The organism is Aeromonas sp. 3P (assembly GCF_051919745.1).
GTDB classification, from domain to species: Bacteria; Pseudomonadota; Gammaproteobacteria; order Enterobacterales; family Aeromonadaceae; genus Aeromonas; species Aeromonas veronii.
The window spans coordinates 1,803,784-1,819,108 of sequence record NZ_JBQBED010000001.1; the positions used below are offsets into that span (position 1 = coordinate 1,803,784).

A 15,325-nucleotide genomic window follows, 5' to 3' on the forward strand; every position below is an offset into this window, starting at 1 on the left:
GTGAATGGCTGGGTGGACAGATCTCCACCTTCTCACAGTTGCGCGCCCCGTTCGATCCTTTTTAGCGGCTCGCCAGCCTCACTGCACAAAGTGCCACTGCCGCAGCGCCAGTGTCGGCGGCGGCCCCTGATCGTCCCCCAGATCTGCCATGCCCAGCGCCTCGTCATAGTGCACACCGCCCGCGCCACTCTCGGTCAGGTATTTTGCCCGCACCGCCCCGTACAGACCGCCACTTCCGCTGATCTGCATCTCGGTCAGCGGGGCATAGAGGGCGGCATAGAGCGGGGTATTGCCCGACAGCTTGATCCCATCCTTGCCGCTATAGGCGGAATAGATGGAGATAGCAGGCGTACCGCCAGCGGTCAGCCCCTGCTTGGCTGCCGTCACCTCAGCACCGGCCCCAAGATCGACCTTGCCGCTGACGATCAGGGTCAGACTACTGCCCTCGCTCACCGTCAACTTGTTGCTGCCAGTCATGGTGAAATCCTTGTCGATCAGCAGCACCACATCCCCCTTGATGGTGAGACTGGCATCGGCCCCCATATTGAGACTGTCGAGCTTGTAAACGGTCTGCTCCTTGCCAAACAACTCCCCCTTGCCGGGTAGCGGCAGCCCGGGCTTATGCTGGTTGTTGCTGGTGACCGAGCCAGTGGCAGGATCCGTGGTCAGCACCATCTGCTGGGTGGCCCCGAGCGTCAGCGGGCCATTGATGGGCAGCGTTGCAGGAGGGAACGATTTGGGCAGCGCGGCCACATTGAGCGGGTCACACACCTGCCCGGCTACCGGTGGCAGCTTGGGATGAGTGCGGTATTGGGGATCCAGATACTTCTGATGCTTGGCATCAAGGAATGCCCCGTTCCCACCATAGTTCAACTTGTCGCCAGCAATGCTTGTGCCATGACCCATAGAGACATCACCATTGATTGCAACAGCTCCGGCAATATGCCCCCCTTGCAAGGCAAAATTTCCACTCCCGTTTACGCTGCCCTCAACCCTGACGACCCCATCAGAGGGAGAAATGGTGATATCGCCGCCAGCAAGTACATTACCTGCAACAGGTGAAGAGCCGTTCAAGGTCACCGAGCCGGTCGCCCGCACATCACCCCAGATGGGGGAGTGCCCGGCGAGCACTACATTGGCCTTGTCGCTGACAGTCGCCACCTTGGCGTTTTGCCCCTGATTAAGAGTCCCGGAAACAGACTCCTTGTACGCCCCCTTGCGCGAATCGTAGCTGTCGATAAAACCGCTACCGGAGAGGCTTAGCCCTTCACACGCCACCACCGAATCCTGAAAGATGAGATTACCCGGCTCGCGCTTAAGGGCAAACAGCGCGTTGAGGCTGGCATTCCCCTCCAGATAGCGGCCATGGCTCTGCAACGCCAGCTTGCTGCCGGCGGAGGCATCAAGCTGCTCGATGCGAAAGCGGCTGCCCGCCATGGCTCCTTCGCCATTGCTTGGCACCTTCTGCACCAGTTGAGCCCACTCTATCCTAGGTTCGGCGCCAAGGGCCTGATGCAGGGCGCGATAACTGTCGTTCATCCCCTGCTCGGCACTGAGCTGCGCATTGATCTTCTTGTGAAAATTGCCGCTCAGGCGAGTCTGCAACTGGTTCTCCTGAATGCTGGTAAACACCAGCAGACTCGACAGCAGGCTCACCACCAGCACAACCAGCAGTACGGCTCCCCGCTGCACGCTCAATCCCTTGTTCATCCCGCTCCCCCTGCTGTGGCGTTGGCACCGGATGTGGCCAACGCTGCCTCCCAGACCGCCTTGCGGCGGGCCACCTGCACCTCTACTCCCGGTGCCAGATTGCTGGGCAGCCCTTCGGGCAAGATGCGGATATTGACCAGTGCACCCTGCTGGCCGAATTCAAGATCCTGAAGATGGGCCAGCAACAGGCGTGGGCCATCTCCGTCATCGCAACTGAGTACCGGCGGCGTGAAGCGGTACTGCTCGGTAAAATCGGTGGTTTTCTGGTTGCCAAGGCAGGAGAGCACCGGACTGCCCCCCTCTACCTTGAAGGCAAGCGTCAGGCGATCAGGGGTGACCGCTATCAGCTGATCCGCCTGCTTGATGCTGTTGGTAAAGGTGAGAGTGGCAAAGCGCAGCACTTCGTTCGCCTGCTCCAGCGCCTTGCTCTGCTCGACCGTACTCTTGATCGGGGCGTAACCGGCAAAAATCGCCAGCATCAACATCAGACCGAGCACCATGGAGATCATCAGCTCGACGAGACTGACGCCTCGTTGCAGTGAGGGGACGCTCAGCATAAGGGCGGAAATCCTGCGTTCAGCTCTACCCGCTTGGCGCCGGAGACCCGCTCATCCTGCCACTCGATAGCGACCACAAAGTTGTCGCTATAACGGTTCGGCAGCACCAGCCGGTGGCCATCCTGCAGGGTGAAGCGGGCAAGAAAATCGGCCTGGGTGAACCGCTCGGGCTTGCGCTGCACTTCACACAGCGAGCTCCAGATCTGCTCCACGCTGTTGCTCGCCTCGATCGTGGCCAGCGTGCTCTGCAAGCTGTAATGCGCCTGCTGCAACGAGACCACCTGCCCCTTGGCGAGACCGAGAAACACCATCACCGCCAACACCATGGAGACCATGATCTCCACCAGATTGAAGCCCTGCTGGCGGGCAAGTGCGGCGTGTCTCATGAGCAGCTCCCTTGCAGCAGCTGGCCGCTCGGGGCCACGCAGAGCACCCGCTGCTCACCGAGGCGATTGGCCAGAATGATCTCGGCGTGGCTGCTGCTGCCGGTTGGCGCGATCTGGATGGGGTCAAACGGCTTGATCACCACTCCGCCAGCAGGTGCTGCCGCCTGACGCAGCAACTTGCTGTCAGCCATCACCTCCCAGCCACCGTTCTCGGTGCCCTGCAGCACCACCGGCAAGGTCAGCTTGACCGCTTCACTGCGGGCAAAACGGTAGGCAGACGCGAGCTCGGTCGCGCTGCGATCGAGCCGTTCGGCCGCGAGGCGCTGACTCATGGAGGGCAACCCGACCAATAGCAAGATGGCGGCGATGCCGACCGTGATCATCAACTCAATCAGAGTAAATCCGCGCACGTTCATCTTATGATCCCCAGCAGTCATGGCGATTGGCCGCGCGATAACCGGTCTGATCGAGGGTCAGAGTGCCGCACTCATCCTGTTGACGCGTCGTTGGAATGGCTTTGAGCAGGTAGTCGCCAGCATCTTGCTGGCTGTAGCTGAACTGGTAGAAATCCGTGTTGGAAGGGGTGGCAAACGTGTCGGGATAACGGCCCTGTTGGGTATAGATACGTTCGAGGGCGAGCGCCTGCGCCAGCAATTGCTGCTGTGCTTCGTAACGACGTCCCTGTTGCAGATAACCCTGATACGCAGGCAACGCGATGGCCGCGAGAATGCTGACAACCGTCATGGCAATCAACAACTCGATCAGACTAAACCCCCGGCAATGGGGCCATGCCTTACAGTCGTTCACTTATCATCCTTGGCAAGTGTTGTTGTTATTGGTCGGCCCTGGGCCGCAAATGCGATGACTTAATAATTATCAAAAATTAACTGACTCGATTGAACAACACAAAATCGCCACACTCAATATAAAAAAGATAGTTATGTGATCTGTTATTAATCTTTAAGCAGTTCTCGCCGCCACTAATCTCGCTAAGCAAATAAAGCTAGGCCAATCGTGCCTCCGACCCATCCGTTATGCCCCCTTCTGCCGAGCCGCGATACATGAATAACAGCGTGACGAAGAGTGAAACCCGGCCGTGCAATAAAAGAGCAAAATAACCTTTGGCCAATTTTTGCTATCCCTGTCCGTTTCTGGCTAGTCACAGCCCCTGAGCCCCCTTACTCTCTTGCCATCTATTCCAGCAAAGCCGCCCACACCATGAATGCAAAGCCCAGCCCAGAGTCGTCACAAGATGAGGTGATCAACACCCTCAGCCGTGAGCAGTGCCATGCCGCACGGCTCGCCCGCGATGCTCGCTTTGATGGCCGCTTCTTTACCGGCGTGCTCTCGACCGGCATCTACTGCCGGCCAGTCTGCCCGGCACGGCCACCGCACGAGCACAATGTGCGCTACTTCCAAAGCGCCGCGGCCGCCGAGCAGTATGGGCTGCGTCCCTGCCTGCGCTGCCGCCCTGAGCTGGCCCCCGCCGCCCGTGGCGATCTGCCGGTTGAACTGGCTCGCCTGCTGGCGCGTATCGATCGCGGCGAGCTGGCGGAGGGCACGCTCGCTGAACTGGCCGCTGAGGCAGGGATCAGCGAACGCACGCTACGCCGCCAGTTCGAGCAACATCTCGGCGCCTCACCAAAACAGGTGGAGCAGACGCGCCGCCTGCTGCTCGCGAAACGACTGCTGACCGAAACCGGGCTGCCCATCACCGACATCGCGTTTGCCGCTGGCTTTGCCAGCATCCGCCGCTTCAATGACGCCTGGCTCAACGCCTACGGGCTGGCCCCACGCACCCTGCGCCAGCAGGAGCAGCACGATGACGCGCCAGAGCAGATGAGCGATCAACCGAGTGGCGCAACCCTGGCGCTGCAACTGCCCTACCGCCCCCCGTATGACGTGGCGGCCATGCAGGCATTCTACCGGCTGCGGGCAATCCCGGGACTGGAGCGGGTAGATGGCGAGGTGTATGAGCGGCGCTACCGAGTCGGCGATCAGGTCGCGCTAGTGCGTATCGCGCAGGGCAAGGGGCACAGCCTGCAGCTTACCGTCCATGATCTGCCGCTCGCGGCGCTGCCCGATCTGCTCTATCGGGTGCGCCGGATGTGGGATCTCGATGCCGACATGCAGCGGATCGGTGATCTGCTCGGTCAGGACCCGCTGCTCGCCCGCTTGCAGGCGTGCTGGCCCGGTGTACGGCTGCCGGGTGGCTGGGACGAATACGAGGTGATGCTGCGCGCCATCGTCGGCCAGCAGGTGTCGGTCAAGGGAGCCATCACCATACTCGGGCGACTGGTAGCCCGTACCGAGGCGCAATTCGGGGTGGCGCAACTACCGACCCCCGCCCAGTTGTGCGAACTCGATCTCGACGGTATCGGCATGCCCGGCAGCCGCATTCGCACCCTGCGGGGCGTGGCACAGGCGCTGGCCAGTGGCGAGCTGACCCTCACGACAGCCAGTGACGAGCAGTTGCTGGCACTACCGGGCATAGGCCCCTGGACGGTCTCTTACTGGCGGCTGCGCTGCGGGATGGATACCGATGCCTTCCCCGCTTCCGATCTGGTGCTGCAAAAGGCACTCGGAGGCGGCACCAAGCTGCCGGTGAAAGAGGTGTTGGCGCAAAGTGCGGCGTGGCAACCGTGGCGCAGCTATGCGGCCAGCTGGCTGTGGCACGCCATGAGCGAAGCGCCCGATTTGCTACTCCGTGCCACTGGCAACGAACAACAGCCAGATACCCAACAACAGGAGATAACACCATGATCCGCTACGATATCCTGCCGACCCGCTGCGGCGATCTGCTGGTCGCCATCAATGAATCCGGTCTGGTGCACGTGGACTTTGTGACGGGCCTGCGGGCACTGCCCGATATGAGTAGCTGGCAGCAAGATCACGAAGCGCTGGCTCCCTTCCTCGCCGAATTTGACGCCTATTTTGCCGGTCGCTTGCAGCGCTTCTCCCTGCCCCTTGCCGCCCGTGGCACCGCCTTTCAGCAGGCAGTATGGCAAGCGTTGTGCGACATCCCCTACGGCGAGACCCGCAGCTACAGCGATATCGCTCGCACCATCGGCAAACCCGATGCGGTGCGGGCAGTGGGCGCGGCGAATGGCCGCAATCCGCTCTCGATCATCGTCCCCTGCCATCGGGTGATCGGCCAAAACGGCAGCCTGACCGGCTATGCGGGGGGATTGGAGATTAAAAAAACGCTGCTGGCGCTGGAGAGGGACAATTAAAGGAGGGTAGGCAGAGAACCTGCGATAAAAATTGCCCCTTTCCGGATGGAGAAAGGGGCTCATTGATCAGCGTTTCAGGCTGCCCATCACATGCATTTCGCAGCGGTTACAGTCAAAACGCAGGCGGAAGGTGTCTTTACCCATCTTGAGCTCCAGCGGCTCGGCCTTGAGACCGGGCACCTCGTTCGGGCAGAGGTTCTGGCTATAGCGGATGCAGTGCTTGGTGATCATCAGCACCACTTCCCGCTCCTCCTTGTTCGCCTCATAGGCGGGAGCGATGCGCTCCACCCCGTGTTCGCGGAAGAACTGCTCGGCGGCGCTGTTCAGCACGTTGCCAAGGTAGGAGAGGCGGTGCTGGGGATAGCTGATATCCCGCAGGGCGATGCGTCGCTCGGGGCGCTGGTAGCTGGCCACTCGCGCCACCTCCAGCGCGGCGATGCCCTCCCGGCGCAAACCGTTGAGCTGTGATGCGGCGATAAATAGCGGGTGAGTAAATGCCAACTCAATCTTGCGCGCCACAAACAGGGTATTGCCGAGTTTGCCGAGCTGGTCACGCGCCTGTTGCAGCGCCCGCTCCGGGTTGTCGGCAGGCTGTTTGTCACAAGGCAGGGTCACTGCGGCACTGATGCCTTGTTCGTCGGTGAGCGTGAGGCTCACGCCCTCATCGCATTCTGCCAGCACCATATCGACCCGGATGCGGCGATCTGCGCTCGCCTTCTCCAGCATCTTGCTGAACGCCTGATCGTGGTTGCGGTAGATTTCGGTCCCCACCTTCAGCCCCGGCATGCGTTCAGACAGGAGTAACTGCTTACCTTCGACCTTGTTGAGACGCATCCCCACCAGCTCGTTATTCGGCTTGAAGAAGCCCAGACCGTCGCCGTTGTTGAGGGTGACCTGTTTGCCATCGATCTCGATACCGTCACGGGTCACCCTGGTGACCCGCCCCAGCGGCTCGCCCACATATTTCGGGCTTTTGGTGGAGTCGATACCCTGATGACGGCCATGGAGGAAGTAATCGGTGCTGCCGCGGTTGAAACTTTTCTTGGGGTCAGGCGTGAAGCTGTAGCTGCAACGACCCGCCGAGGCGGCCACCAGATCGGAGCGGCTATCCAGAATGGCGTCGAGCTTCTGGCGATACCAGGCGGTAACGTTCTTGACGTAGTCGAGCCCCTTGAGGCGCCCTTCAATCTTGAAGGAGCGGATCCCCGCCTCGATCAAGGCCTCCAGGTTGTCGGTCTGATCCATATCCTTGAGCGACAGCAGGTGGCTGTCGGCCACCAGCACTTCACCGTCCGGCTTTTGCAACGAGCAGGGCAAGCGACAGAGCTGGGCACACTCGCCACGGTTGGCACTGCGGCCGGTACGGGCATGGCTGATATTGCACTGGCCGCTGTAGGAGACACAGAGCGCACCGTGGATAAAGAACTCCAGCTGCACATTGGTCGCCACGCTGATCTCGCGGATCTGCGCAAGGGACAGTTCGCGCGCCAGCACCACCTGAGAGAAACCCACATCCTGCAGAAACTTCACCTTCTCCGGCGTGCGGTTGTCGGTCTGGGTACTGGCATGGAGCGCGATGGGAGGCAAATCCAGCGCCAGCAGTCCCATATCCTGCACGATGAGCGCATCGGCACCGGCTTCGTAGATCTGGTGGGTCAGCCGCCGGGCCTGCTCCAGCTCATGATCATGCAGCAGGGTGTTGAAGGCGACAAAGACCTGGGCGCCGAAACGGTGGGCGTGACGTGCCAGCGCTTCGATATCCTCGATGGAGTTGCCCGCCGCACTGCGGGCGCCAAAGGCAGGACCGCCCATGTAGATGGCATCGGCACCATGGTTGATGGCTTCGATGCCGTAGGCGAGGTTCTTGGCCGGAGCCAGCAGCTCCAACCGGTTGTTGTGGCTTAACGGGTGCTTGTTCTGGTGCATGGTCTCGGGATCAGGGCGGACAGCAAATGGGCGCTACTCTAGCCCATTCACCACCCGCATGCCTTGATCCCGCTTAAGGTATCCGCAAAATGCAGGATTAGATAACCACCTTGAGTGCCAGCCCGAGCAGCACCAGCCCGCTCACCTTATCGATCACAAAGGATTTGGCTTTAAGCCATGCCAGCACAGGCCCGCGCGAGAGCACCAGCGCCACCAGCACGTACCAGACGGCATCGATCCCGCCCGCGGTGAGCATCATGATGCCACCTTCGCTCCAGCCGGTATCGGCCCGCACAAACTGGCTAAACAGGGCGATGAAGAAGACCGCCAGCTGGGGATTGAGAAAGGCCACCATAAAACCTTCAAAGGCTCCCTGCCGACCACGCAGCTGGTGCACCTCTTCACTCGCTTCACCACTGGCTGGTTTTGCCAGCAGGGCTTTCGCCCCAAGCCAGGCAAGAAACGCAGCACCGCCGTAGCGGATCAGATCAAACAGGATTGGGGTCTGGGTGATCAAAATGGAGAGGCCGAGCGCGGTGACCAGCGCATAGATACCAACCCCGAGGCCGTGGCCGAGCGCAGTGGCGACACCATGCCCCTGCCCGCCCTGCACCGTGTTGCGGATGATCAGCGCCAGACTCGGCCCCGGGCTGATGGCCCCCATCACGCAGATTGCGGCCAGTGCCAGCCAACTCGTCAGTTCCATGCATTTCCTCTTTATATGCTCGATATGATGACCTGCATTCAGGGTACGGGCTGAGCCATTATGCCAGTAGTGAAAGTTATGAATAGATTCCATAACCAATGGCTATGGCACCACACAACTGACTGCGGCTAACCGCCGAGACCGAGCAGCTTGCGACTCTCGCCGACGGTACGTTGCAGGTGATCCCGCAGGAATGGGTAGGCCAGCTCGCGAAACCAGCGGTGGGCCGGATCCTGATGGTGGCGCTGATGCCACAGCAGATGATACTGCTGGTCGCGGGTAGCAAATGGCAGATCGACAAAGGTGAGCTCATGGCCGCAGGAGAGCTGCCAGGCGATATGGGCCGGGGTTGTCATCAGGCAATCGGTGCGCAGCAACACCTCCACTGCCGCCTGAAAGAAGGGTACTCTGGCAAACCAGCGCCGACTCAGTCCCTGCGGCGCCAATACCTGCTCCACCGGGCTGTCCTTGTCGCCACCGCCACTCACCTGCAGGTGAGGCCAGGCGAGATAGTCATCGAGATTAAGCGTCTTGCCTGCCAGCGGGTGGTGACATCCCATCAGCACCGCCAGCCGATCTTCCCCCTGATGCAGACCACGGATCTGCTCCGGTACCTGCTCGGTGATGGTAGAGACCAGATCGAGCTCGGACTGCCACAGCTGCGGCAGCAGACGCTTGTCCCACAGGCTGTACTCCAGCGCCGCCAACGGCGCCTCTTTGGCGAGCGCGGCACAGATATCGGGCAGGATATGCTGGGCAACATAATCAGAAGAGGCGAGTCGAAATACCCGCTCGCAGCGGCTCGGGTCAAATCCGGGCGCCTCGTAGAGCCGCTCCAGCGCACCGAGAGAAGCCGCCAGCTGGGCGGCCAACAGTTCGGCCCGTGGCGTCAGCAGCCAGCGTTGCCCCTCCCGCACCAGCAACTCGTCGTCAAACTCGCTGCGCAACTGGGCAAGTTGCTTGCTGATGGAGGGCTGACTCAGGTGCAACAGCTCGGCGGCGCGGCTGATATTGCGGGTATCCAGCAGCACCTTGAGGGTCGGCAACAAGTTGAGATTGGCTCTGAGCAAGGAGATACCCTCATCGGTGGGGAAACGCCTATCTTAGGGCAGAGGAGTCCCGCGTTTTAAGCAAAATTTCCTGCCATGTTCAGCACGTTGCAGCCCTTTGCGACCAGATGACACAGCGGATCCCCCCGCACATAACCATGACCACAAGATGACAGTGGTTGTCTCGTACGGCATAATTGCACGATTTTCCGCCCGCGGGCGATCCACTTTGAGAAGCGGTAACAAGATGAAATACGCCAATATCACCGGCTGGGGCAAATGCCTGCCTCCCTCTGTGCTGACCAACGACGACCTCAGCACCATCATGGATACGTCAGACGAGTGGATCTATCCGCGCACCGGCATCAAGGCCCGCCGGATCTCCCATGTCAGCACCTCGGATCTCGCCACCCTGGCCGGTCGCCGTGCACTGGCCTGCGCAGGTCTGGAAGCGAGCGATCTCGATGGCATCATCCTGGCGACCGCCACCCCGGACAACCTGCTGCCAAGTGCCGCCTCTGCGGTGCAGAAGAAGCTGGGCGCCGTCAATGCCGCCGTGTTTGACCTCAACGCGGCCTGCACCGGTTTCGTCTACTCTCTCTCGGTCGCCACCTCGCTGGTGCAGACCGGCATGATGAAGAAGGTGCTGGTGATTGGTGCCGAGCGCCTCACCTACCTGCTGGACTGGGCGCGCCGCGATACCGCCGTGCTGTTTGGCGATGGTGCCGGTGCCGTGGTAATCGAGGCGAGCGAGCAGGAGTGTGGCCTGATCGCCAACAAGCTCGGCTGCGACAGCGAAGCGCGGGAGATCCTGCACGTACCGAACTTCGGTACCGATCGGGTGCGTTTTGCCGATATCGATGGGCTGTTCACCTTCAACTTCGAAGGGCCGGAGATCTTCAAACGCGCCGTGCGCGGCATGGGGGAAGCCACCAGCACTGTATTGGCGCAGGCTGGCATTGCGCCGGAGCAGGTCGACCTGATCGTCCCCCATCAGGCCAACATCCGCATCATCGAAACCCTCGCCAAGCGGATGAACGCGCCGATGGAGAAGGTAATGGTCAACATCGAAAACTACGGCAACACCTCCGCCGCCACCGTGCCCATCGCCCTGTGCGAAGCGCTGGAACAGGGCCGCGTCAAGCCGAACTCCTATCTGCTGACCGCAGCCTTCGGTGCCGGTCTGACCTGGGGCGCCGCCATCATCAAGTGGGGCGATCGCGTCACCCCTATCAAGGCGTGCGATGCCGAACTGCCCCCGTGTGACAAGAGCGCGCTGGAACTGATTGCCCACGCAGTTGAAGGTTGCCAGAAGGCTCACGCCAACGAGGCTTGATCCTCATCAGGAGCCTGAATCCTCAGGCTCCTTCTCTCCTTTTCATCCCCACCTAGCTCTGCCCCCCCACCTCGCAAGCCGCTTGATACGGCAATCGCTGATACAAACAACTCCGATTTGCAGCCAATTAATTTTTTTCCGCTAACCTTATTGTGCCAACTATAAATAAAGAAAAGAGCGTCAAGGGGCACCATGACTGTTTCGGTCCTGCGCCTTTACCTCTTACCAAATAATTGCACAGGGATAAGCTACGTATGGCACAACACAAAAGTGGCGTGAACACACCGCTTTGGGAACCGGTTTGCTGGATTTGCTGCATCGGGCTTGCTCTGCTGAGCTGCCTGTTGCTGCAGCTCGCCGATGCGCTGTCACCTCTCTACCTGCTGCTCAATGTGCTGGTTGGTATTGCCGCCGCCCTCTGGACATCAAATCACTTCCACCAGCACACACACCGACATCGTGCCGGAGAGGAACAAACCGTCGCAACCGATCCTCTCGCCCACTCCATCATCGGGCTCGAACAGGTGTGCGAGAAGGCTCTACCTATCTGGTCCCAGCAAATTGAAAGCTCTCGTCAACAAACCGAAGCCGCGATGATTGACCTGACCCAACGCTTCAACGGCTTGGCCAACAAGCTGGAGGAAGCAGTCAATGCTTCTCATCTTGCAGCCGGAGAACTGGGTGATGCCAATTCCCGTGGCATGGCAGGAGTCTTGAGCGAGAGCCAGCAGCAACTCAATGAGGTAGTGGCCATCCTGCACTCAGCCCAAGCCAATCGGGACGCCATGCTGGGTGAGATAAAAAGCCTGACCACCTACACCATAGAGCTCAACACCATGGCCATGGATGTGGCCAAAATAGCCTCCCAGACCAACCTGCTGGCCCTCAACGCCGCCATTGAAGCGGCTCGCGCTGGGGAAGCGGGTCGTGGCTTTGCTGTGGTCGCTGATGAAGTGCGCAACCTCTCCCGCCTCTCCAGCGAAACCGCCCAGAAGATGACCGACAAGGTGGATACCATCAATACTGCTATCGGCCGCGCCTTCCAGATTGCCGAAAATGCTGCCGCACGGGATCACGCCTCGGCGCTCAATTCGGAGCAGACAATCGAACAGGTGTTGGCCCGTTTTCGCCATGCCACTGACAGCCTAGCGGAATCCGCCTCCCTGCTGCAAAACGAGAGCACCGATATCCATCGCGAAATCTCCAGCGTCATTGTCTCGCTGCAATTTCAAGACAGGGTCAGCCAGATCCTCAGCCACGTCAGACAAAACATGGAGAGCCTCTCCAGCCATCTGGTTGCTTCGGAGCAGAGCAGCAATGCAACAGGGCCAATCCAGATCGATGCCAATCGCTGGCTGGCAGAGATGGAGCTCTCATACGCCACCGACGAACAGCGCAATATTCACCATGGTCGCACCACCCGTTCTGTCAACGCGCAACCAAGCAGCGCCGACATCACATTTTTCTAGGAGAGAGATATGGGCAAAACGATCCTGATCGTGGATGACTCGGCAACTATTCGCCAAGTCGTGGGCATGACCCTCAAGGGCGCCGGTTATGAGGTCATGGAAGCCTCTGACGGCAAAGATGCGCTCAACAAACTTGATGGCAAGAAGATCAACCTGATCATCAGTGACGTCAACATGCCGAACATGGATGGCATCACCTTCGTCAAAGAGGCCAAAAAGCTGGCCAACTACAAATTTACCCCTGTCATCATGCTGACCACCGAGTCTCAGGACAGCAAGAAGCAGGAGGGACAAGCCGCAGGAGCCAAAGCCTGGGTGGTCAAACCCTTCCAGCCCGAACAGATGTTGGCCGCAGTCGCCAAGCTCATCATGCCGTGATCCGGAGCGCATCATGCAACTACAGAGTGAGCTACTCGACAACAAGGTAGTGGTGACCATGCCGGACGAGATCACCATTTATACAGTCAGCGAGCTGAAAGATGCTCTCTCACCCTTATTGCATCAGGGGAACGAACTGGAGCTGAATCTGGCAGCGGTATCCGAGATAGACAGCGCCGGGCTGCAACTGCTGCTGGCAGCGAAGAAAACCGCTCTGCAGCAGGGCACCTCCCTAGCACTGGTCTGGCACAGCCATGTTGTGCTTGAACTGCTGGAGCTCTGCCAGCTCTCGGCCTTTTTTGGCGACCCCACCCTCATCACCCATGGCGAACGGCCCTGAGCCACCATGACAAGGAGTCACCGTGAGCATCGATCTTGATCAGGCTTTACAAACCTATATCGCCGAGGCACGCGAGTTGCTTGAAGAGATGGAATCAGCCCTTCTATCACTGGAATCTGACCCTGACAATAGCGAGCTGATTGGTGCCATCTTCCGTGCTGCTCATACCATCAAGGGGTCGGCTGGCCTGTTTGGTCTGCAACCAATCGTCGGGTTTACCCATATCGTCGAGGATCTATTAGACCAGATCCGCAATCAGCAGCTCACCGTCACCTCTCTTCTGATCAAGGATCTGCTGGAGAGCTGTGACCATATCCAGACGCTCATCAGTGTCGTTGCAGAACAGGGCAGCACCTTAAGCGATGGCGATGCCAACCAGGATGAACGGCTGAGGCTCACCCTCACCCGTCATCAGTGCGTCCCCCATGCCACGCTGCCAGATACTGTAAATACGCCGGAACCCAAGATCGAAAAAGAGGGAGGGATTACCAGCTCCGCCTCCCTGTGGCATATATCCCTGCGTTTTGGTCCCGATGTGCTGCGCAATGGCATGGATCCGGCCGCATTTCTGCGCTATCTCGGCACTCTCGGAACCATATGCTCGGTGGAGACCATCCATCAGGCGCTACCGGATTGGGAACAGTTCGATCCGGAGAATTGCTACCTCGGCTACGAGATAGACTTCGACTCGCAGGCAGATAAGGCAGCCATCAGCGATGTCTTTGAATTTGTCAGAGATGACTGCCAGATCACCATCTTGCCGCCCCACAGCAAGATCGCCGAGTTCATCAACCTGATCGAGTCACTGCCGGAAGATAGCGCCATGCTGGGGCAGTTGCTGGTCAACACCGGCGCCCTGACCGCAGAGGAGTTAGCAAGCGGTCTGCAGGCACAACAAGCGACCCCGGCAGAACAAGCGCCCAAACTCGGAGAAATCCTGATTGCGCAGGGTGCCGTCAACGAAGCCGTCGTCGATGCCGCCCTGAAAAAACAGAATCAGACCAAAGAGAGCAAGAGCAAAGAGGGCCGTTACGTCAGGGTGCATGCCGACAAGCTGGACGATCTGATCAATCTGGTCGGGGAGTTGGTAGTCGCCAGTTCAGGAGCCAATCTGCTGGCCCAACGCACCCGCGAAAGCCAGCTGCAGGAAGCCACCTCGGTCATTGCCATGCTGGTGGAAGAGATCCGCGACAGTGCACTGCGCCTGCGCATGGTACCTATCGGCGATACCTTCAACCGCTTCCAGCGGGTGGTGCGCGATGTCAGTCAGGAACTGAACAAGGATATCACTCTTGTAATCTCCGGAGCCGAGACCGAACTGGACAAGTCGGTGGTAGAGAAAATCGGCGATCCGCTGATGCATCTGGTCAGAAACTCGATGGATCACGGCATCGAATCGGCAGAGCAACGACTGCTGGCAGGCAAACCCCCCCGTGGCACCCTGAATCTCAATGCCTATCACGACTCCAACAGTATCGTCATCGAAATTCGGGATGATGGAGCTGGTCTCAACAAAGCCAGGATCCAGCAAAAAGCCATCGAGCGCGGTCTGATCAGCCCAACCACCACGTTGACGGATCAGGAGATTTACAACCTGATCTTCGAGCCGGGGTTCTCTACCGCCGAGGCGATAACCAACCTCTCCGGTCGTGGGGTGGGCATGGATGTCGTCAAACGCAACATCACTGCCCTGCGCGGCACGGTCGATCTGGACAGCATCCCGGGAAAAGGAACCCGTGTGCAGATCCGCCTGCCGCTTACCCTTGCCATCATCGACGGCTTCTTGGTGCGAGTCTGCGACACCCACTACGTCATTCCCCTCGATATGGTGATCGAGTGCGTTGAATTGACCCAGAGTGCACTGTCCGATACCCAGGGTCGCAATTACATCAATTTGCGTGGCGAGGTGCTGCCCTTTATCCGCCTGCAACACTACTTCGATACCAATGGCAGCAAAGGGAGGCGCGAGAACATTGTCGTGGTCAGCCATGCAGGCAAAAAATCCGGACTGGTGGTGGATGAACTGCTGGGAGAATTCCAGACCGTCATCAAACCGTTGGGGAAATTGTTCCAGCGCCTGCAGGGCATTAGTGGTTCAACCATTCTGGGGGGGGGAGAGGTCGCCCTGATCCTCGACATTCCTTCGCTGATCCAGCACGCAATCACTCAGGAATCCTGTCAGCTCAACAGGTTGACAGTGTCGCGCAACCTGCCTCAATCCAGCATCAACTGAGG

General features: G+C 59.5%; 15 protein-coding genes. 7 read left to right on the forward strand and 8 right to left on the reverse strand.

Going from position 1 to position 15,325, the window contains the following annotated elements; all coding sequences use genetic code 11:
- Positions 1–78: 78 nt before the first annotated feature.
- The 5 genes from ACTG19_RS08045 to ACTG19_RS08065 are packed head-to-tail and all read right to left on the reverse strand — an operon-like array spanning position 79 to position 3,460.
- The gene (locus tag ACTG19_RS08045) at positions 79–1,710 is read right to left on the reverse strand and encodes a DUF7305 domain-containing protein (RefSeq protein ID WP_439988956.1); all 1,632 of its coding nucleotides are present in this window, start codon (positions 1,708–1,710) and stop codon (positions 79–81) included.
- Entirely contained in the window at positions 1,707–2,267 is a 561-nt protein-coding gene (locus ACTG19_RS08050) for a PilW family protein (protein ID WP_439988957.1), read from the reverse strand. The genes ACTG19_RS08045 and ACTG19_RS08050 overlap by 4 nt, the downstream gene beginning before the upstream one ends.
- The gene (locus ACTG19_RS08055) at positions 2,261–2,653 is read right to left on the reverse strand and encodes a type IV pilus modification PilV family protein (protein ID WP_005358533.1); all 393 of its coding nucleotides are present in this window, start codon (positions 2,651–2,653) and stop codon (positions 2,261–2,263) included. Before ACTG19_RS08055 ends, ACTG19_RS08050 begins: the two co-directional genes overlap by 7 nt.
- Entirely contained in the window at positions 2,650–3,069 is a 420-nt protein-coding gene (locus ACTG19_RS08060; RefSeq protein ID WP_005338751.1) for a GspH/FimT family pseudopilin, read from the reverse strand. Before ACTG19_RS08060 ends, ACTG19_RS08055 begins: the two co-directional genes overlap by 4 nt.
- Position 3,070: 1 nt before the next feature.
- Entirely contained in the window at positions 3,071–3,460 is a 390-nt protein-coding gene (locus ACTG19_RS08065) for a type IV pilin protein (protein ID WP_204385146.1), read from the reverse strand.
- A 411-nt stretch (positions 3,461–3,871) separates the two neighbouring features.
- Between ACTG19_RS08065 and ACTG19_RS08070 the strand changes: the two genes are divergently transcribed.
- Both ACTG19_RS08070 and ACTG19_RS08075 read left to right on the forward strand, forming a co-directional pair.
- Entirely contained in the window at positions 3,872–5,416 is a 1,545-nt protein-coding gene (locus tag ACTG19_RS08070) for a DNA-3-methyladenine glycosylase 2 family protein (RefSeq protein WP_439988958.1), read from the forward strand.
- The gene (locus ACTG19_RS08075; protein ID WP_439988959.1) at positions 5,413–5,886 is read left to right on the forward strand and encodes a methylated-DNA--[protein]-cysteine S-methyltransferase; all 474 of its coding nucleotides are present in this window, start codon (positions 5,413–5,415) and stop codon (positions 5,884–5,886) included. Before ACTG19_RS08070 ends, ACTG19_RS08075 begins: the two co-directional genes overlap by 4 nt.
- Before the next feature lie 66 nt (positions 5,887–5,952).
- Here ACTG19_RS08075 and ACTG19_RS08080 read toward each other — a convergent pair whose 3' ends face one another.
- The 3 genes from ACTG19_RS08080 to ACTG19_RS08090 all read right to left on the reverse strand — a co-directional run bounded on the left by ACTG19_RS08080 (position 5,953) and on the right by ACTG19_RS08090 (position 9,588).
- Positions 5,953–7,812, reverse strand: coding sequence for a peptidase U32 family protein (locus ACTG19_RS08080; RefSeq protein ID WP_439988960.1), 1,860 nt, complete (start codon positions 7,810–7,812; stop codon positions 5,953–5,955).
- 97 nt (positions 7,813–7,909) lie between these two features.
- A complete protein-coding gene (locus ACTG19_RS08085; RefSeq protein WP_439988961.1) occupies positions 7,910–8,518 on the reverse strand; it encodes a LysE family translocator in 609 nt (202 codons plus the stop codon).
- Positions 8,519–8,646: 128 nt separating this feature from the next.
- Complete coding sequence (locus ACTG19_RS08090; RefSeq protein WP_160881892.1) at positions 8,647–9,588, reverse strand: LysR family transcriptional regulator; 942 nt, start codon at positions 9,586–9,588, stop codon at positions 8,647–8,649.
- A gap of 226 nt (positions 9,589–9,814) precedes the next feature.
- Here ACTG19_RS08090 and ACTG19_RS08095 point away from each other — a divergent pair, with 226 nt between their 5' ends.
- The 5 genes from ACTG19_RS08095 (at position 9,815) to ACTG19_RS08115 (ending at position 15,323) form a co-directional block, all read left to right on the forward strand.
- Positions 9,815–10,903 carry a ketoacyl-ACP synthase III gene (locus tag ACTG19_RS08095; protein WP_021230362.1) on the forward strand — a complete coding sequence of 363 codons (1,089 nt, stop codon included), beginning with the start codon at positions 9,815–9,817 and terminating at the stop codon, positions 10,901–10,903.
- A 254-nt stretch (positions 10,904–11,157) separates the two neighbouring features.
- Positions 11,158–12,372: a methyl-accepting chemotaxis protein gene (locus tag ACTG19_RS08100; RefSeq protein ID WP_439988962.1), complete on the forward strand. Its 1,215-nt coding sequence runs from the start codon at positions 11,158–11,160 to the stop codon at positions 12,370–12,372.
- Between the two features lie 9 nt (positions 12,373–12,381).
- The gene (locus ACTG19_RS08105) at positions 12,382–12,750 is read left to right on the forward strand and encodes a response regulator (RefSeq protein WP_005338778.1); all 369 of its coding nucleotides are present in this window, start codon (positions 12,382–12,384) and stop codon (positions 12,748–12,750) included.
- A 13-nt stretch (positions 12,751–12,763) separates the two neighbouring features.
- A complete protein-coding gene (locus ACTG19_RS08110; RefSeq protein WP_005349569.1) occupies positions 12,764–13,090 on the forward strand; it encodes an STAS domain-containing protein in 327 nt (108 codons plus the stop codon).
- Positions 13,091–13,112: 22 nt separating this feature from the next.
- On the forward strand, positions 13,113–15,323 hold the full coding sequence (locus tag ACTG19_RS08115; protein WP_439988963.1) for a chemotaxis protein CheA: 2,211 nt from the start codon (positions 13,113–13,115) through the stop codon (positions 15,321–15,323).
- Positions 15,324–15,325 lie beyond the last annotated feature (2 nt).